General features: G+C 68.0%; 19 protein-coding genes. 7 read left to right on the top strand and 12 right to left on the bottom strand.

Features of this window, described 5'->3' with window-relative positions:
• Positions 1-25 precede the first annotated feature (25 nt).
• From C9992_RS11520 to C9992_RS11510, 4 genes are all read right to left on the bottom strand, one after another.
• The gene (locus C9992_RS11520) at positions 26-1,564 is read right to left on the bottom strand and encodes a glycosyltransferase (RefSeq protein ID WP_146145323.1); all 1,539 of its coding nucleotides are present in this window, start codon (positions 1,562-1,564) and stop codon (positions 26-28) included.
• A gap of 93 nt (positions 1,565-1,657) precedes the next feature.
• Positions 1,658-1,885, bottom strand: a complete 228-nt coding sequence (locus C9992_RS11515; protein WP_106815716.1) for a nucleotide-binding protein — start codon at positions 1,883-1,885, stop codon at positions 1,658-1,660.
• 54 nt (positions 1,886-1,939) lie between these two features.
• Positions 1,940-2,110, bottom strand: a complete 171-nt coding sequence (locus C9992_RS18225) for a hypothetical protein (RefSeq protein ID WP_200826296.1) — start codon at positions 2,108-2,110, stop codon at positions 1,940-1,942.
• Positions 2,111-2,210: 100 nt separating this feature from the next.
• Positions 2,211-2,780: a TetR/AcrR family transcriptional regulator gene (locus tag C9992_RS11510; RefSeq protein ID WP_106815715.1), complete on the bottom strand. Its 570-nt coding sequence runs from the start codon at positions 2,778-2,780 to the stop codon at positions 2,211-2,213.
• A gap of 51 nt (positions 2,781-2,831) precedes the next feature.
• On the opposite strand from C9992_RS11510, the gene C9992_RS11505 reads away from it, so the two are divergent.
• On the top strand, positions 2,832-3,416 hold the full coding sequence (locus tag C9992_RS11505) for a dihydrofolate reductase family protein (protein ID WP_106815714.1): 585 nt from the start codon (positions 2,832-2,834) through the stop codon (positions 3,414-3,416).
• A 151-nt stretch (positions 3,417-3,567) separates the two neighbouring features.
• Positions 3,568-4,065 carry a nucleoside deaminase gene (locus tag C9992_RS11500; protein ID WP_106815922.1) on the top strand — a complete coding sequence of 166 codons (498 nt, stop codon included), beginning with the start codon at positions 3,568-3,570 and terminating at the stop codon, positions 4,063-4,065.
• 17 nt (positions 4,066-4,082) lie between these two features.
• Here the strand turns inward: C9992_RS11500 and C9992_RS11495 are convergent, their stop codons facing one another.
• The 3 genes from C9992_RS11495 to C9992_RS11485 form a co-directional block, all read right to left on the bottom strand.
• A complete protein-coding gene (locus C9992_RS11495; RefSeq protein WP_106815713.1) occupies positions 4,083-4,664 on the bottom strand; it encodes a dihydrofolate reductase family protein in 582 nt (193 codons plus the stop codon).
• 61 nt (positions 4,665-4,725) lie between these two features.
• Complete coding sequence (locus C9992_RS11490; protein WP_200826294.1) at positions 4,726-5,565, bottom strand: helix-turn-helix domain-containing protein; 840 nt, start codon at positions 5,563-5,565, stop codon at positions 4,726-4,728.
• A gap of 37 nt (positions 5,566-5,602) precedes the next feature.
• Entirely contained in the window at positions 5,603-6,226 is a 624-nt protein-coding gene (locus C9992_RS11485; protein WP_106815712.1) for a TetR/AcrR family transcriptional regulator, read from the bottom strand.
• A 123-nt stretch (positions 6,227-6,349) separates the two neighbouring features.
• Between C9992_RS11485 and C9992_RS11480 the strand changes: the two genes are divergently transcribed.
• Both C9992_RS11480 and C9992_RS11475 read left to right on the top strand, forming a co-directional pair.
• Positions 6,350-7,000, top strand: a complete 651-nt coding sequence (locus C9992_RS11480) for a DUF998 domain-containing protein (protein WP_235008200.1) — start codon at positions 6,350-6,352, stop codon at positions 6,998-7,000.
• A gap of 187 nt (positions 7,001-7,187) precedes the next feature.
• The gene (locus C9992_RS11475; RefSeq protein WP_160150877.1) at positions 7,188-9,194 is read left to right on the top strand and encodes an ATP-dependent helicase; all 2,007 of its coding nucleotides are present in this window, start codon (positions 7,188-7,190) and stop codon (positions 9,192-9,194) included.
• Positions 9,195-9,310: 116 nt separating this feature from the next.
• On the opposite strand, the gene C9992_RS11470 is transcribed toward C9992_RS11475, so the two are convergent.
• Positions 9,311-10,330 (bottom strand): aldo/keto reductase, encoded by a 1,020-nt coding sequence (locus C9992_RS11470; RefSeq protein ID WP_106815709.1) that lies wholly within the window; start codon positions 10,328-10,330, stop codon positions 9,311-9,313.
• A gap of 163 nt (positions 10,331-10,493) precedes the next feature.
• Between C9992_RS11470 and C9992_RS11465 the strand changes: the two genes are divergently transcribed.
• A complete protein-coding gene (locus tag C9992_RS11465; RefSeq protein ID WP_235008199.1) occupies positions 10,494-11,033 on the top strand; it encodes a TetR/AcrR family transcriptional regulator in 540 nt (179 codons plus the stop codon).
• A gap of 85 nt (positions 11,034-11,118) precedes the next feature.
• Here C9992_RS11465 and C9992_RS11460 read toward each other — a convergent pair whose 3' ends face one another.
• On the bottom strand, positions 11,119-11,604 hold the full coding sequence (locus C9992_RS11460; protein ID WP_106815707.1) for a LysM peptidoglycan-binding domain-containing protein: 486 nt from the start codon (positions 11,602-11,604) through the stop codon (positions 11,119-11,121).
• Positions 11,605-13,143: 1,539 nt separating this feature from the next.
• Between C9992_RS11460 and C9992_RS11455 the strand changes: the two genes are divergently transcribed.
• A complete protein-coding gene (locus tag C9992_RS11455; RefSeq protein ID WP_146145322.1) occupies positions 13,144-13,614 on the top strand; it encodes a hypothetical protein in 471 nt (156 codons plus the stop codon).
• 81 nt (positions 13,615-13,695) lie between these two features.
• On the opposite strand, the gene C9992_RS11450 is transcribed toward C9992_RS11455, so the two are convergent.
• The gene (locus C9992_RS11450; protein WP_106815705.1) at positions 13,696-14,265 is read right to left on the bottom strand and encodes a dihydrofolate reductase family protein; all 570 of its coding nucleotides are present in this window, start codon (positions 14,263-14,265) and stop codon (positions 13,696-13,698) included.
• Positions 14,266-14,657: 392 nt separating this feature from the next.
• Here C9992_RS11450 and C9992_RS11445 point away from each other — a divergent pair, with 392 nt between their 5' ends.
• Positions 14,658-14,864 (top strand): PLDc N-terminal domain-containing protein, encoded by a 207-nt coding sequence (locus tag C9992_RS11445; protein ID WP_160150876.1) that lies wholly within the window; start codon positions 14,658-14,660, stop codon positions 14,862-14,864.
• Between the two features lie 183 nt (positions 14,865-15,047).
• Here C9992_RS11445 and C9992_RS11440 read toward each other — a convergent pair whose 3' ends face one another.
• Positions 15,048-15,650 (bottom strand): nucleoside/nucleotide kinase family protein, encoded by a 603-nt coding sequence (locus C9992_RS11440; RefSeq protein WP_106815703.1) that lies wholly within the window; start codon positions 15,648-15,650, stop codon positions 15,048-15,050.
• Positions 15,647-18,091: a glycoside hydrolase family 2 protein gene (locus C9992_RS11435; protein ID WP_106815702.1), complete on the bottom strand. Its 2,445-nt coding sequence runs from the start codon at positions 18,089-18,091 to the stop codon at positions 15,647-15,649. The genes C9992_RS11440 and C9992_RS11435 overlap by 4 nt, the downstream gene beginning before the upstream one ends.
• Between the last annotated feature and the right edge of the window lie 3 nt (positions 18,092-18,094).

Here is an 18,094-nt window from a genome sequence, read left to right as displayed (position 1 = left end):
GCGGCGCGGAAGTCAGGTGTCGGCGTCACGGTCGAACGAGCGCCGACGACAGCCAACGAAGAACGGATGCTGCCGGGCGCAGTGTGAGGGCGGGCGCGGCGCGGAGGCGCGGCCAGCGCCGCACAAGGGCTCGGGCGGCCGGGCTCTGCTGAAGCGCCCGCCGCAGCAGCGCGAGCTCCAGGGCGGTCGCCCATTGGGCGCACACGGCTTCGTCGGTGAACCCCCGTGTCGCTCGGATCGCTCGGGTGCGGAGGCGTCGCCGACGCCACTCCGGCAGTGCGACGAATTCCGTGATCGCGTCGGCGAGGCCCTCGACGTTACCGGCGGAGACGAGGTAGCCGTTGCGGCGGTGGCGAATGATCTCCGCGGGGCCGTAGTCGATGTCGTAGGCGATGGGAACGCAGCCCGCAGCCATCGCTTCGACGAGAGCCAGGGGAAACCCCTCGGAGTGCGCCGTGAACAATGCGAACGAGGCATCCCGCAACTTCTTGCGGGCGTGCGGAACGTGACCGTGCAATCGGATGTCGGCGTCGTCGCGGATGCTCCGTGCAAGAGCCGCGCGGCTTTCACCGTCACCATAGACGTCGAGACTGATCGCGGCGGCGCTGCGGGTGCTCGCCATGCGGACGGCGGCGATGGCGTGTGAGACGCGCTTGCGCCTCGTAAGCGACGCGATGACGATGCCTCTCGCGGCGGCTCGTGCTCCCGGGTCACGGGCGTGGCCACCGGGGTGCGGGTTCGACACGACGGTGATGAGCGCTGATGGCCCCACATCTTGCCGGAGGTCGCGTGCCTGCGCGCGACTGAGCACGGCCACGACGTCGAACTGGTCGGCCCGTTCGAGCGCGGCACGGCGTGACGCCTTGACCACGCCGGCGGCGTCACGGTGTGCGCCGTGGACGAGGTGCGCAGTGACGACGTGCCGACGCCGGTATTCCGCCATGAAGGCAGCCGTCGTCTTGCTGTCGACGATGAAGAAGCTCTGCCGCTCGGCGGTGAGCGCATCGAGCCAGTCCGTGTACAGGTGCCAGGCGCGACGCCACGAGCGCACCGGACGTCCCTGGCCGTCGTACAGAACGAGGCGTCGCCCGCCAGGCTCGCCCCGTCGCCGGACGTCGCGCCGGTCGGTGAGCAGAAGCGACCCGTCGCGGCGGAAGTGATCTACCTGCAGCACTCGTCCGTGGGCGTCATGATGCAGCCGCGACATCACCGCGCCCGCCCGCACCCGCGCGGTGGTCTCGGCATCCGTCCGAAGAGCGGCATCTGCCGCAGGCGCGGGGCTCGAAGCCTTCGATCGGGGCAGTTCGTTCTCGCGCAACCAGTCGTACAGATTGATGATGCGGATGCCGCGACTCAGCGTGCCATCGCCTCGCAGGCGCTCCTCGAGGTCGGGGTAGTCGGGCCGAGTGTCGAATGTGAGCACGTCGACGGGTGTCGCGCACACCTCGTCGAACGCGCGAGACCGCCGGAACATCGCCTCGGTCATCCCGCCGAAGTCATCGGGGATCGACCACGTCACGGCGAAGTGCCGCCCGGCTGGGAGGCGTGGGCGTCTCGATCTCACCTGTCCATTGTGGACAAGCAGGTCCCCGTGCTTTGAGGGCTTGACGGCTGCGCAGACCGCGCCCACCCGACGCCGTCGGAGTCGGCGGGCCTTCTACCAGCCGGCCACGCGGTAGTTGGCCGCGACGGCGGCAAGGTTGCGCAGGCCGAGGCGCACCTTGAAGGGGTCATCGGCCGGTGCCGGCCAGGCAAGGCTCAAGAAGTCGAAGTCGACGAGCGCGTGCGGTGAGCGCTGCTCGGCGAGCACCGCCCCCAAGGCCTGCAGCGTCGTCGACTTGCCCACACCGGTGGTGCCGTTGATGACGACGGTGGTGACACTCACACACCCACCCCACCACAGCCGAGGGTGCCGTCTGGGAGTGGAACGGCAGGTCTGTCAGCTCTCCGCGTGCCGGAGCCCAGCAGGGGTGAAGTACTTCACTTCACCGTCGTCGTCCTCGACGCCGAACACCCACTTGCCGGAGGGTGTGGGACGGACGTCGATGACGGTGCCTCGTGCGTGGGGCGTGAGGACGTGGTCTCCGGGTTTGAAAGCGGTATCGGTCATGGCTTGCAGGCTAGATCTCATCCGCCGCGCGACGCCTCCACCCTGAGGGGGAATTCACCGAGGGCGCATCGCCTCGTCCCTAACACGCAGCCGATTCTCGCTACCGGCTGCCAGACGACCCGAGGAGTTCGACGAAGGCTTGGAGCTTCTCGTCGAGGTACGCCGGGAGCGGCCGATCAGTTCGGTATGCACCCCAGAGGACCGCGCCTTGCCAGAAGGCGGCGAGCGCGTACCCGGCGCCGGTCGCGCCGGCACCCCGCGCCAGCCGTTCATCCAGCGCGGCCACCAGCTGCTCCTCCCACGCCACGCCGCGGGCGCGCAACGCGGGATCCCGCACATCTTCGCGCAGCAGAAGCAGCCCGTCGGCGTAGGAGTCGGCATCGCCGAAATCCTGCGAGAGGGCGAGCAGCAGTTCCACGGCGCCGGCCGGAGTCAGTGGAGTCGTCTCGGCGAGCTCCCCCGTCCGCGCTTGGAGCTGATCCCACGCGTGCAGCAATGCGCGGCGCGTGAGCACCTGCTTGTTCGAGAACCGTTGGACGAGCGTCGGCGCGGAGAGTCCGCATCGCGCCGCGAGTGCTGAGAACGTCAGCCCGCGCACGCCGGATTCCTGCAGAATCGCCAGCGCGAAGTCAAGCACCTGCTGATCTGACTGGGACTTGATGCGCGTCACCCTCCGATCTTATAAACTAACGCTCGTTCATATATGACTCTGGGAGGGCCGATGACGTTCGCAGAGACCGTCGAGCATGGCGGCAGCGCAAGCCCACACGGTGCGACGACTTTCCACGCGTTCCTCGGATGCAGCCTTGATGGCTTCATCGCCGGGCCGCACGGCGAGCTCGATTGGCTGCTGCAGTTCGACGAGCGTCTGGGCGAGACCGGCTACGACGACTTCTTCGCCTCCGTCGACGTGCTCGCCATGGGCCGGGCGACGTTCGAGACGATGCGGGACTCCGATCCAGAGTTCTACCGCGGCAAGCCGATCCACGTCCTCTCGGCCACCATGCCGGCCGGTGCCCAACCGGCGATGGGTCGATCCTCCGTGACGGTGCATCCCGACATCGCCGGCCTGCGAGAGGCGCTTGCGACTGCGGGCGTGCGCCGCGCGTACGTAGACGGCGGCCGAACCGTGCAGGCGTTCATCGCGGAAGGCCTTCTCGCCGACATCATCATCACGCGCGTGCCGATCCTCATCGGCGACGGCATCCCCCTCTTCGGCGCTGTGCCCGCCCCGGTGTATCCCACGCTGGTGGACACGCGACAGATCGCCGCCGGCGCGGTGCAGTCGACGTACCGGTTCGGCTGAGGTCGGGCCGCTCCGTCGGGTTAAGGTGGCCGAGCTGATCGACGCTCGTGCGTCTACCGTGAAGGGCAACGACGCGAGCGGATGCCGTCACCTCGGGCGGAACGGCGGCGGTGCGCTGTCGCGAGAAGCGTTCACGGATGGGATGACGACGATGAGCAGTGAGATCTCCAGCGCCGACGAGCACCACCTGCGGCGATGCGTCGAGCTCGCGAAGCAGGCACTCGAGAACGGCGACGACCCGTTCGGCTCTGTGCTCGTGGACGCAGACGGCGTCGTGCTGGCCGAGGAGATGAATCGCGAGAAGTCCGACCGGGATCCGACCGCGCACCCTGAGCTCGCCCTGGTGCGGTGGGCGATCGCCCACCTCACGCCGGAGCAGAGGGCGACATCGACCGTGTACACATCGGGCGAGCATTGCCCGATGTGCGCAGCCGCACACGGATGGGCCGGGCTGGGGCGCATCGTCGCCGCAGCCTCGGCGGAACAGCTCGCCGGATGGCGGACGTCGTGGGGGTTGCCCGCCGGACCGGTGGCGCCGCTCCCGATCCGGGGAGTGGTGCCGCACGCCGTCGTGAGCGCGCCCGTCGCGCCCTTCGACGCCGAGATGCGTGAGGTGCACCGGCGAGCGGCGACACAAGCGCAGCGATAGCGGGTCGCTCGAGTGCGCTAGCGCCGTACCCGATAGCGCAGGTGGAGTACCCGGTCGCCCCGAACGACGACATCCGGGTCTTCCAGCAGGTGCTGTGCATCCACGGACCCGAAGTAGCGTTTACCGCAGCCGAGCACCACGGGTGCGACATCCATGCGTACCTCGTCGACGAGCCCTGCCGCGAGGACCTGCCCGCCGACATCGCCGGCGGCGACCTCGACGGTGCGGTCGCCCGCGAGCTCCTGAGCCTTGGTCACGGCCGCCTCGATGCTCCCGACAAAGTGGAACGGGGCGGTGGGGTCCCAGCCTTCGGGCGCCGGCCGGTGTGTCACGACGACGACGTGATCGATCCCGCTGGGAGGCTTCCCGTCCCAGCCATCGGTGATGTCGAAGACATGGCGACCGGCGATCGTCACTCCGATCTGGTCCCAGTACGGCCGGATGTGATCGTAGGACGCTTGCGAGACGTTGAGCGCGCCACTGTCGTCGAGCGGCACGTCGCCGCTGACCAGCCATTCGAACAGGGCACCGGGGTCGTCGTTCTCAGCCGCGATGAAGCCGTCCACCGAGACAGACGCGTTCATGACCACTTTTCCCATGGTTCCCTCCTCCGTGTGAGGTCCAGTCTCCTGTGGGGTCAGTGGTCGCTCTTGTAAGAAATCAATCGGCCGGCAGTGGCCATCCCTCCAGCGCATGTTCTGGATGCTCGCGGAGGAAGCGTCGCCGGACCTCGACGTATCGCGTCGGTGTGAGCCCGGTGAACTCCCGGAACTCGTGGACGAAGTGGGCCTGGTCGAAGTAGCCGGCGGCGGCGGCAACGTCTCCCCAATCGATGGGGGCCGATACGTCGATCGCCAGCACGGTGAACGTGAACCGGTAGCTGCGCGCCAACCGCTTCGGCGTGACACCGACGACTTCCTTGAACCGCTTGGCCACATACGTGCTGCTCGCGCGCGCTGCAACGCCGAGGTCATTGATCGGGACAGCCCCGCCAGTCTCCGCGATGGCGATGCTCAGGTGGCGAACGAGGTCGAGGCCGTCAACCGGGCGCAGGCGCCGTACGAGTTCGTCCTCCAGCATCCTGAGCATGTCGTGAGGCGCATCGGCCGTCGTCAATCGGTGTCGCAATTCGGCGGCAGCGCGTTGACCCCAGATGTGCTCCACTGTCGCTGGGCGGTCGCACAACTCCGCTGCGGCCATCGGCAGGAAGGGTGCCAGTCCCCAGGGTTTGAAGTGGACGCCCACCGACCGTGTGGGGGTCGGGTAGCCGAACTCCCACGCCCTGGTGGGCGTGGCGACCACACAGCCGTCGGCGTAGTGCACCGCTTCTGCGGCGGTGGCCGTGCGGATGAGGAACGGCGCTCCGAGGTTCACGATGAGCAGTGGTGCGGGCGCTGCCGGCAGCATCAACCGGGAGTAAGGCGGCGTGCCCTCCAAGTAGTAGATGTCGTCGATCAGCCCGTCCAACGGCGGACCAGGCACCCTCGACACGTAATCCACACCGACATCATCGCCGACGCCGCAACTCGCGGGCCCATCACTTGCGGCCGTACGCGGCGAGGAACACGCGCGCGCCTTCGCGCGCCTTCGCCCGCACCTGAGCCGGACCCGCGATCGTGGTGCCGAACATGCCGCGGTCCATCTCTGCTCCCATGACCAGGAAGGCGAAGTGCTCCGCTGCGAGCGTGGGCGCAGCGACGGCGAGCAGTCCGCGATCCGTCAGCCGAGCGAATGCGCTCGCGAAAGCATGCAGAATCATGTCCGGTGCTCGCTCGCGGTATTGCGCGACGAGGTCCGGGAACCGGGCTGCTTCACCGACGAGCAGCCGGCGCAGCGGGAGCACCGGCCCGAGCAGGACGTCCTCCGCGAGTTTTTCGGCCAGTCGCGGGAGCTCCAGGTCCACGTCCTGCAGCGCGTCGATGGCTTCCGCAAGCAGCATCGCGAACCGCTCGGCGGTGGCGATCGACCGGCCGATGGTTGCACGGAAGAGGGCATCCTTGTCGCCGTAGATGTTATAGACCGTCCGCTTGGCGACCCCGGCCCGCTCCGCGACGATCTCCACGCTCACTCCGTCGTAGCCGAACTCCAGGAACGCGTCGATCGCGGCATCCAGGATCAGGACGCGGGACCGAGCGACCCGTGGGTCTTCCGGTCGAGCCATCGCGCACTCCTCTTGCGGCCACCTTCGTGAGCATTTATTATACCCGCCGGTGCACTATTGCACTGACAAGTGCAGGAGTTGATCATGTCGACAGAAGCAGCAGGTTTCGACCGAGGAGCCGCCGTGACGCGCAGCCTCTTGGGCTGGGGTGTGGTGGCCGGTCCGTTCTACGTGGTGGTCGCGCTGGTGCTCGCGCTGACACGCCCCGGGTTCCAGTTAAGCGAGCACGCACTGTCGCTTCTCATGCTCGGTGAGTGGGGTTGGATGCAACGCCTCAATCTCATTCTCACCGCCTTCATGGTGCTCGCGGCGGCGTGGGGCTTCTTCCGCGCGATCCGCAACGGGCGGGGGCTCGCAATCGCCGTGCTCGTCGGGGTGTACGGCATCTGTCTCATCCTGAGCGCGATCTTCCCGCCGGACCCGGTCGCAGGGTTCCCACCGGGATCCGGGGGAGGTACCGCTTCCCTGAGCGGAATCCTCCACCTCGTCTTCGGCGCGCTGGGCTTCGCCGCGTTGGCAGCGGCCGCGTTCGCCTACGCCGGCTGGTGCCGCAGCATCGGCGCACGGCCGCGCGCCGGATGGGCGATCACACTGGGCGTGCTCGTCTTGCTGGGCTTCTTCGGGGGCGCCGCCTTCGCGACCATCCCACTCGGAGTGCTCCTGCTCTGGATCGCGGTGCTCGCCGGCTGGCTGTGGCTCGCCCTCGCCTCGATTCACGTGTACGCATGGTCACCGCATCCTGTGCGCGTCCAGCAAGCAGCCGCGACCGGGTGATACGCACCCACATCCGCCGAGAAGCAGACGCTGTCGTCATGATGTCGAACCGTTGGCCGGCCATCGTCAGGGTGGGAGCCCCGCGCCCCTCGTTCCGGTAGGCCCGACCACACAGATCCGCTCGTACAACTCCGCAAACTCGATATCGGGGCGCCGGATGTCGGGGGGCGTCGTTACCGTCACCTCCGTGGCAGTAGGTGATGCGCTTGCGGGGCTGGATTCCGCGCAACTCGAGGCGGTTGAGCACGGTGATGGGCCCCTCGTGGTCGCGGCGGGGGCCGGCACCGGGAAGACGCGCGTGCTCACCGCACGGGTGGCGCGACTGCTGGAGGCGGGGGTTGCACCCGAACGGATCCTGCTGCTGACGTTCACCCGGCGTGCGGCATCCGCGATGCTCTCTCGCGCTGCGGTGATGTGCGGCGACGCGCAGGCTGCGCAGCGCATCGCCGGTGGCACCTTCCATGCCGTCGCGCACCGTATCGTCGCTGAGCACGCACAGCATCTGGGGCTGGAGGACGTGACGGTCATCGACCCCGACGACGTCGTCGACCTGCTCGACCTGCTGCGCGCGGAGCACGGGCTCGATGGCACCGAGGTGCGCCTGCCCACGACCCGCACGATCGCGGACATCGCCTCCCGCGCAATCAACACCGCAACCCCGGTCCGCGCCGTCATCGAGGAGCAGTTTCCCTGGGCGCTCGAGCAGGCCGACCAGGTCGCGGGCCTGTTGCGCCATTACCGTGCCCGCAAGCGGGAGCGCGGTCTGCTGGACCTGGATGATCTGCTCGTCGCCTGGCGGGCGCTGGTGCTCGATCCCGGTGTGGGAGCGCGGCTGCGGGCACGTTGGGACTGGGTGTTGGTCGACGAGTACCAGGACGTCAACCAGCTTCAGGTCGACATCGTGCGCGGGCTGCGTCCCGACGGCCGCGGACTGACGGTCGTCGGCGACGACGCGCAGGCCATCTACGCATTCCGGGGTGCGAGCGCCGGTCATTTGCTCGATCTGATCGAGGCGTACCCCGACGCCACCCTGGTGCGCCTGGAACGCAACTTCCGTTCCACGCAAGAGATCCTCGACCTCGCGAACCAGGTACGACCGGGCGAGCTGCGTCTGCGGCTGGTCGCTGACCGTCCGCAGCCGGGCGCTCGGCCGACGCTGGTGAGTTGCCGCAACGCCGACGACGAGGCCCGCACGGTCGCGGACCGCATCCTCGCCGCGCACCTGGATGGCACGCCACTGCGTTCGCAGGCCGTGCTCATGCGAACCGGGTCGCACAGCGCGCAGCTGGAGGTCGAGCTCAAGGTGCGGGGCATCCCGTTCCACAAATACGGCGGGATCGGCTACTTGGAGACCTCGCATGTGCGCGATCTGCTGGCCAGCTTCCGGGTGGTGCTCAATCCGGCAGATGAAGTGTCGTGGTATCGCCTGCTCACCCGGCACCGCGCGATCGGCAAGGCCAGTGCGCGGGGACTGGCCGGGATCCTCGCCGACGGCGGTGTCGACCGCGCGGCCGACGCGGTCGCGGCGGCACCAGCGAAGGCGCGCACCGGGCTCGCGTCGACCCTGTCGCTGCTCGGCGCCGTGGACGCCACGACTGCCGTACCCGAGCTGGTCGAGGCATGCCGAGGTGCGGTGGATCCGCTGCTGCGTGCTCACTACCCGGATTGGAACCGTCGGGTGACCGAGGTCGACGGCATCGCGCAGGCCGCCGCTCGGCAGAGCGACCTCCGCACGTTCGTCAGCGAGCAGGCGATCGACCCGGTGAATGTCGCCGGCGACTGGGCGAAGCAGCCACATCTCGACGAGGACTGGCTGACCCTGTCGACGATCCACTCCGCGAAGGGTCTCGAGTGGGACGCGGTGCACCTCCTGCGGGCGAACGACGGCGCGATGCCCTCCGATATGGCACTCACCTCGTCGGCCGGCCTGGCCGAGGAGCAGCGCCTCGTCTACGTCGCGCTCACCCGCGCCCGCGACTCCCTCGACGTGTACGTGCCCTCGCAGCTGCCCACGCACCCCACCGCGTTCCTGGCCAAGCACGTGGCCGCCAAGCCCAGCAGGTTCCTGACCGAGTCCGCACGCGCTCTCATGGATCCGATCGGCACCGCCGCCGTCACCCCCGAACCCGCGATCGAACGAACCGTCGCGGCGGCACGCATACGCACGGACGCGTTCGACGAGCTGTTCGCGTGACCTCCATCGGTCGGTCGCGCGGCATGCGCACCTACCCGCCCGCCCCCACGAGCAGCGATGTGGCTGTCCTCCGGCCGGTGGAGCGCAGCCGTGGTGGGGCCGAATCGCGCCGGGCGCTACGCCGCGGCTCTCTCCTCCAGAGGTCGGCGCCGCAGTGATGCGGAGACGATCGCAGGGGTGCTGTACTCCTGGTCCATCCGGCCGACGCCTGTGCCGGGCGGGACGATGGCGTCGATCCGGTCCATCAGGTCGTCGGACAGGGAGACATCGACTGCGGCGAGCAGGTCATCGAGTTGCTCCATCGTGCGTGGGCCGATCAGCGCCGCGGTCACGCCGGGGTGGGCGACGACGAACGCGAGCGCCATGTGGGTGAGCGACATGCCTGCCTCGTGGGCCAGGGAGATGAACTCCTCGACGGCGTCGATGCGGCGTTCGTCTCGCAGGGCGGCGAACAGGCGCGTGCGGCGCAGGTCGGTCTCCTGGCCGCGGCGGACTCGTCCAGTGAGCATTCCGCTGGCGAGCGGGCTCCAGATGACCGTGCCCATGCCGTATCGCTGGGCGACCGGCAGTACCTCGCGTTCGATGGTGCGGTCGAGCAGGGAGTAGTGCGGCTGCTCTGTGCGGAATCGCTCGAGCCCGCGCCGTTCGGCGACCCACTGTGCCTCGACGATCTCCGATGCCGGCATATCGGATGATCCGATCGCGCGCACTTTGCCGCTGCGCACGAGGTCGCTCAAGGCCGAGAGGGTCTCCTCGATGTCGGTCTCCGGGTCGGGCCGGTGCATCTGGTAGAGGTCGAGGTGGTCGGTCTGCAGCCGTCGCAATGAATTCTCGACCGCGGTCATGATCCAGCGGCGCGAGCCCCCTTGATGATTCACGTCGTCGCCGATCGGGCGCGCGAACTTCGAGGCGAGGACGACGTCGTCGCGTCGTCCCTTGAGCGCACGGCCGAGCATCTCCTCGGAGTCGCCGTACGCGTCGGCCGTATCCACGAAATTGATGCCGGCGTCGAGAGCGCGTGCGACCATCCGGTTCACCTCGTCCTGATCACTGTTGCCGAACGAGCTGAACATCATCGCGCCCAGCGCGAAGGGCGAGACGTGGATGCCGGTGCGGCCGAGCGGTCGATACTTCATTGCTTCCTCCATGGGACGAGATCCGTGCGAGCCGGTATGCTCCTGTAAGCGGAACGGTCGTCCGCAACTATACGGAACGAGGTTCCGTTTGTCACGTCTGAGGATCCGAATGAGTGCGCATGAGACGCCCACGGGCGCAGTCCGACGCAAGCGAGCGGATGCGGTGCGCAACACCGAGACAGTGCTCGAGGCCGCCAAAGCGGTGTTCGCGGAATCGGGCGTCGACGCCCCGATGCGCGAAATCGCCGCCCGGGCGGGAGTCGGCGTCGGCACGATCTACCGCAACTATCCGCAGCGTTCGGACCTGATCGTCGCCGTCTTCCGTCGCGAACTCGATGCCACCGCCGCTGAGGCGGATCGCCTGTTGTCCCAGTATCCGCCCGCACAAGCGCTCCGCTCGTGGGCTCGGAGTCTCGCTCGTTTTGTCGCGACCAAGCGCGGCTTCGCAAGCGCGCTCCACTCGGGCGACCCCGCCTACCAGCCGTTGCCGGCGCAGTTCCTCGGGGTCCTCGCGCCCAAGGTCCAGGCCATTTTGGATGCCGGTGCCGCGGATGGAACCATCCGTGGCGACATCCGGGCCGACGACCTCATCCGGGCTCTCAGCCGTCTCGCCGACGACCCCGCCGGCCCGGATGACCGCGCCACAGGAATGACCGACGTCTTGCTCGACGGATTGATCGTGGTGGCGCCGCGGAATAGCTAGATGGCGTGAGCGGCGACCCAGGTTGCGGCATACGGGGTCGTCAGCGCCGTCCCTTCTTCCGTGCGCATGCTGACCAGGTCGGCCATTACCCGTTGACCCTGAGGACCTGGCCGGGATGGATCATGCCCTGTCGGACCCCGCTCGCGAGGTAGAGCGTGATGTAGTCGACGCAGAACCGCTCGCCGATGCTCGCGCCCGTGTCGCCTTCGGCGACCGTGTAGGTATCGACCCCGCCGTCCTCCGTGAAAGTGACGGTGCCAGATGCGTATTCGGTTGCGCCGCGGTCAGGGCGCGGCGGCTTGACGCCGTTGTAATACCGGCCGACGGTCACAAAGTCGTCGCAGCCGATCGCCCAAGCGGCGGCCTGCTTCGGGTCGCGCGGAGTCGGCTCGGGGGTCGGTTCGCCGACCGACTCGACGACGGGCTCCGTCGACGGTTCGGGCGTTGGACCGAGATTGCTCACGTCTGACGCGCTCCACTCAATGGATCCCACAACAGTCGCTGCAAGAACGGCGAGGCCGCCGAGGACCAGGACGACGACCGCCACGGTGATCTTGCCCGCGAGGTTCATATCGGCCAGCCTTGCATAGGACCAGCAATCGAGACTGTCGACCGCTACCGGTCCATCACCGCGCGTCGCACCTTTCCGCCCGGCTTTCGAGTCGCGGGCTCAGTCTCTGACGCTCCCACGTAGGAGGTCCTCCGCCGAACCGCCGGACCGTATGGCAGTCCGTCAACGAACCGTCGGAGGGGCTGGTAGCACCAACGAATGCTCGATAATGTCTGGGCATGGGCCGCCTGGTGATCCGAAGGACACTGATCGCTGTGGCCCTTCTTGGGTTCGTGGTGCTGTGGGCGTCGATCGCACTCGACTGGTCGATTGCACGATGGATCGTCCTACTTGGGTACGCGTTGCTCGCCGTTGGTGTTGCCTTCGGTCTCCTCCGACGAGGGCGACAGCCGCGCAACTCCGCGTCCGAGCTATCGGCCTCCGACGCGTACTCGGATCTTCAGTTAGGGCGCGGCCCGATCACGCACTACCCGCGGGATGAAGCAAGCACGCTTCAGATTGGTGACCCTCCGCCAGACCGCTAGGCGCAGCCGCTGTGCCGCTTGTCGGTCCGCTGGCGCGCGGCGAGAGATGACCCGAGTGGGGTCTCCGACCGTGCCGCAGCAACCGTGAAACCCCCAGGCCCGGGCCGGCTCGGACGGGCAGCCACCCTCGCCGTCTGCGGCTAGGGCGCGCCCTTACCGGGTAGACGCGCCTTGGGCGGGCTCAACACAGGAGGGTCAGGTTTGGGTGAGTGAGGCGGGATCACAACACGCCCGTCAGCAAGATTGGATGCCGGTCCTTGGCTGGGCACCTCGGGAGCCCTGGCCTGTTGGGCTCGGCGCGCCATGATCGCCGCGAAGCAGCCGATGAGCGCCCCGCCGACGATGAGCGCAGATGGCAGCGGGGACGGACCGACCGAGTCGCGGGCGCCGGTGTCGGTCGCGACGAAGGTGCACTCGAGTCCGAGCGGAATCAGAGACCAAGACCCCTCGGCGATGATGGACTCGGGGTGGTGGCCCGCGCCTAAATCGGGCATGTACCTCGAGTCGACCAGGCACGAATATTCGGCGCCGTTCCGCGTAGCTGAGACAACTGGCCCGCTCACCGAACTCACGCCGGCGATGACCAGAGCGATCCCGAGAACGACCGTCGCGACCATCAGCGGATTGGTGTTGCGTCGCCGCGCCATCGGCCCATCATCACACCGAATCCTCTTGCGAGCTACTGGGCTCACGCGTCCGCAGGGCGGTCCCCATGCGGACAGTGCGCGTCGAGGAGGTGCCAGCGGGCGGGCATACCCGAAGACACCGATCCCTCGGCAGCGCTGCGGGGTTCGCGGCTTCGACTACCACTCGGATCAAGGTCGGGATCCCGGTGATCAGAGAGGCGACCGACGATGGGATGAGGCACGTCCTAGCCGGCGCCACCGCCGGTGATGTGGGAGCCAGGATAGTCTGGGCGCCGAGAGTCGCCATTCCATCCGTCCGCCGAGTTGGGGACGAACTCCGGGAGCAAACCCTCGTGCCGGAGCGTCTCGTCGACGCGTGAGGATACTGCGTGCAAATGAAACGTCGGGTTGTAGCAGTGGGCGCGGTGGTCGCTTTGGTGATCTGTATAGGCGTCGCTGTCGCCCTCTGGCTGAACCCAGGCGCAGATGGTCCCGCTGATCAATACGTCTTTCCGATCAGATGGACTCCCGCGCTGGACCCTGAAAGCACGATCTCCCCCGACTCCGAGATCGCACTGCTGGAGAATGGTGCCGCGACGCTCAAGGATGTCGCTATCGCGGTCACGGAAACCAATGACGATGGGCGCCCATGCCTGTCCACCACCGACGTGTTGTTCTCGGGTCGCGGCCAGTGGACGGCGACAATCGATGGAACATTGCGGATCGAGACCTCCGACGGCACCATCGTGCTCCTAGCTGAACCCGCACGTTTTGGAGGCGTCGACTGGCAATCGTTGTACCAGGAGGTCTGCGGCACTGATGCCCGGGTGTACGGAGTCCGAACCGCGATGCGCCCATGACGTGAAACGAGTCTTGTCAGTTGTGATGCCCCGGGGAAGGAGCGTCGCAAAGCGGTGTGCCTCGGCACATCGTCTCCGTCGTCAGTACCGGACACGGAAGCGCAGGTGGGTTACCCCGCCCTCGCCCGACAGGACTCTGATCCTTTCGAGCGCCCGACAAGGAAAGTTCGAGCCCTCGAACAATCGGCGCCCGGCCCCGAGAAGCACGGGGACGAGGTGGATCTCGACCTGATCGAGCAGGCCCGCAGCGATCGCGCGCTGCGCCGTGGCGGCGCCGTGCACCAGCACGTCCTTGTCACCGGCGGCGCGTGCCGCGTCCCGGAAGGCAGTCGCGATGTCGTTCGTGTAAGTGACGAGTGGCATCGAACTCACCCACACCGGAACCGGCCGGCGGCTGAGCACCCAGATCGGCACCCCGTCGTGGTGATCCCCCTGCCAGCCTTGGGCGGGTTCGAACGTGCCGCGGCCCGCCACAACTGCGCCGGTAGACATGAACTCGTCGACGATCTGCTCGTTCACACCGCCCTCGGGCGGGAACACCCAGTCGTGTAGTCTGCCGCCGCCGTCGCCGAGCCCGTTGTCATCGGCCTCGTTCGGCCCGGCGATGTAGCCGTCGAGCGACATGGACATGTACAGCACGGTGTGACCCATTCCGACTCCACTTCGCGTCAGTGACAGATTGTCCTCCGGTCGGCGCCGCTGCGAAACGGGGCGGGGCGACCGCGGGAACGTGCCTTCAGAAGATGTGTGCTTCGCAGCTGGCGAGGAACGCGATCCGGCGTCGCCGGAGCTGGCGGTAGTCAGTGGCGCGGGAGACGAGGTCGGTGCGGAGCTCGTTCGTCACCTCAGTGTGCCGATCGCTTGCGGCGCAGGACGATGGCCTTCTTCAAGGGACGGGCCTTCCAAGGGCTCGGCCTCGCAACAACCCCGTCGTATACAAGGTAGCGCGTGGAGAAATGGCACGGTCACCAGCCCATTCCACGTGCGTGCAGACTGACGCGATGCGGCGTCTACGCCCACGGCACTATGGCACACTGACGCCTGTGCTTGAAAATATTGGCGGATTGCACCTGCTCATCCTTGCCGTTGTTTGGATCGTCCCCTTCGTCATCACCGTCGTCAGCATCGCACGAAATCGGGTTGCTTCGGGAACAGCCAAGGCGGTCTGGGTTCTCATAGCATTGCTGTTCCCGTGGCTCGGCCTGATCCTGTGGTTCACGATCGGTCGAAAGCCGGCCTCGGCGCGGTAAACGACCACCGCCGGATTCGCATCGAGCCGAACCGACCAGTCAGCGACGTGGCTCACCGTGCGGACGTCGGTCGCTCAGCGGGCGGGTGGGATGGCGTAAAGCCACGCCCCGGTGATGTGCATGTTTTCCCACCACACGCTTTCGATCGGCGTTCGACGCCGGCTCTTCAGCGGACGCAGGCGTTCAAATGAGATCGACCGGATTTAAGACGACGTGGGCGAGTTGCTGCGGGCCCACGCGTCGCTCGTACTCGAATCCCTCGGGAATCCATTTGGTATCCCAGAGGGCAATCTCAGCTGCGCTGTCGCCCTGACCGCGATTCCGCGCCTTGGCTCGTTCACCCGCGCGCTCAGGATCGAGGTCGATCCAGACGGGAAGATCGATCAGCGACAATGTCTCCGGTCGAAGGATCCGGATCCCCTCGATGATGAGCGCGACGGGCATCGGTTCGTCGATGAGCTTTTCATGGCCGTCGTACGAACGGGCTCGGTAGCGCAAGCGCGATTCGGCCCCGGTTCTCACTCGACGGAGCAGATCGAAAATCGCTGGCCAGTCCTGAAGTTCGAACAGTGCAGCCCGCCGAGTGTCGACGGCGGCATACAGCCTGTCAGTGGGTACGACCTGCCGCGGACCGATCCCGAGGTCACCAGCGAGCCGAAGCGCCAGCGTGGACTTGCCGGACCCGCCGTGACCGCCGATCGCGACAATAGGCGGACGATCGCTCCCGGCGATCAACCTGCGGGTACGCCGAAGCAGCTCGCGGTAGCCGTGCCCGGCCTCGCTCACACCGTCACCGCGGTCACCGGCACCAGGTCGTTCGCCGACCGCACAACCAGCGGCCCGGTGAACGCCCCCGGCTCCATTCCCGTCGGAGCGGTCACCCTGAACACCGCCTCCTCCCCAGGCAGCAGCGTCACCATGCCGCGGTCGACGCGGGCGGCGGCATCCGCTCGATCCACCAGCAGCGTCACGTCCTTCGCGAGCGAGGTCGCTCGCACCCGCACCTCGTATCCACCCTCGGCCGCCGAAGCCGACGCGACCACCGGCGAGGGCGAAAGTCGAAGCGCTGGGTCCTCGTCGAAGTACCAGAACGCGCGCTCGCCCGTCGACATCTCGGCGACGACGAACTCCCCCGTCGGGTCGTCCGACGACACGTCCAGCGCCAGCGACACCGCTGAACGCGCAGGCACGGAGGCCGAGGCATCCGTCGCCGTCTGCTCCTCGCCGTCGAACGTGAGCACCCGCACCGACACCGAGGCCTGCCACGGCGAGTCCGAGTCGTTGTGCAGCACGAGCGCCAGGCCGCCGTCGCGGGGCTGGATGGTCGCGAGGCGGTCGGCGTAGACGTCGCGCAGGGCGTACCAGAGCGGCTTGCGGATGCCGTGGCCGTCGACGGCGGCCCACGAGATCACGGGCCAGCAGTCGTTGAGCTGCCACACGATCGCGCCCTGGTTGAGCGGGTGCAGCGAGCGGAAGTGCTCGATGCCGAAGCGCACCGCGCGGGCCTGGTTCAGCTGCGTCGCCCAGTGCCAGTCGTCGATCGACTGCGGCTCGGCGATGTGCGCGCCGAGGCCGCGCTCGAGCTTGCCGTTGCCGTCGGTAGCCTTCTGGTGCACGAGCATGAGCGGGCCGTACGGGTCGGCGGGCTCGTCGTGCACGACCGAGAACAGCGTCGACCACGCCGGCGGACCCTGGAAGCCGAACTCCGAGACGAACCGCGGCCGGTAGGTGCGGTAGACGTCGTAGTCGACCTGGTTCCAGACGTCCCAGATGTGCACGGTGCCGTGCTTCGGGTCGTTCGGGTGCACGAACCTGCTGAACCCGTAGGGGCTGCCGGCCGAATAGGGAGTCGTCGAGGCGAGCTCGCCGATGACGCGCGGGAACAGGTCGAGGTAGTAGCCCTCGCCCCACGTCGCGCCCTTCAGCCGCGGCCGCCAGCCCCAGTCGACCCAGCCCCAGATGTTCTCGTTGCCGCCGTTCCACACCACCAGGCTCGGGTGCGAAGACAGGCGCGTGACGTTGTCGCGGGCCTCGGCCTCGAACTCGTTCCACAGCTCGGCATCCTCGCTGTACGCGGCGCACGCCAGCAGAAAGTCCTGCCACACCAGCACGCCGCGCTCGTCGGCGAGCTCGTAGAAGTCCTCGGACTCGTAGATGCCCCCGCCCCACACCCGCAGCATGTTCATGCCCGACTCCTCGGCGTCGGCGAACCGGTCGGCCAGCCGCCCGCGCGTGATGCGCGAGAAGAAGGTGTCTTCGGGGATCCAGTTCGCCCCGCGGATGTAGATGGGCTTGCCGTTGACGATCACCGTGAACGGGCTGCCGTCGGCATCGGCCTCGACATCGATCTCGGCGGTGCGGAAGCCGATGCGCCCGCTCCACTCCGCCTCACCCGCCTGCACCGTCAGTTCGTACAGCGGCTGCGCGCCATGCCCGCGCGGCCACCACAGCTCCGCGTCGCTCGCGGTGATCGGCAGCACGACAGAGGACGTGCCGACGGATGCCGCGACCGCCGCGCGCTCGCCCGCCACCTGTGCGACCACCTCGACGTCGGCAGCCCCTTCGCTCCACTCGAGGTCGACGTGCACGTCGACGCGGCGGGCGTCGCCGTCGATGCCCACGACCGGACGGACGGCGGCGATGCGCACGCCGCTCCAGCTCTCGATGCCGATGCGGCGCCAGATGCCGCTCGTCACCAGGGCGGGCCCCCAGTCCCAGCCGAAGTTGCACGCCGTCTTGCGGATCGCGTTGTACGGGTACACGTACCCGTGCGGGCGCTCCCCCAGCACGGCCTCGCGCTCCTCGGCAAAGGCGATAGGCGAGCGGAACGTCACCTCGAGCCGGTTGCCCTCGGGGCGCAGCAGCGCCCCCACCGGCCACCGGTAGGAACGGTGCTGGTTGGCGGTCTTCGCGATCTCGACGCCGTTGAGCACGACGCGGGCAACAGTGTCGAGCCCGTCGGCGACGAGGTCATGGTTCTGCGCGCCGTCGGCGGGCGCGTCGAAGGTCAGCTCGTACGTCCAGTCGCACCGTCCGATCCACGACAGCAGCGACTCGTTGTCGTCCACGTACGGGTCGGGGATGAGCCCGGCCGCGAGCAGGTCGGTGTGCACCACGCCGGGAACGATCGCCGGGACCGGCTCGGCGGCGACGGCAGCGAACACGGGAGGGATGTCGCCACCGCTGTGCCGCAGCGTCCAGCCGTCGTGAAGCTCACGGAAAGTCATGTC

The sequence above is a fragment of the Microbacterium timonense genome, from assembly GCF_900292075.1.
Taxonomy (GTDB): Bacteria; Actinomycetota; Actinomycetes; order Actinomycetales; family Microbacteriaceae; genus Microbacterium; species Microbacterium timonense.
This window is presented reverse-complemented; position numbering and strand designations above follow the sequence as displayed.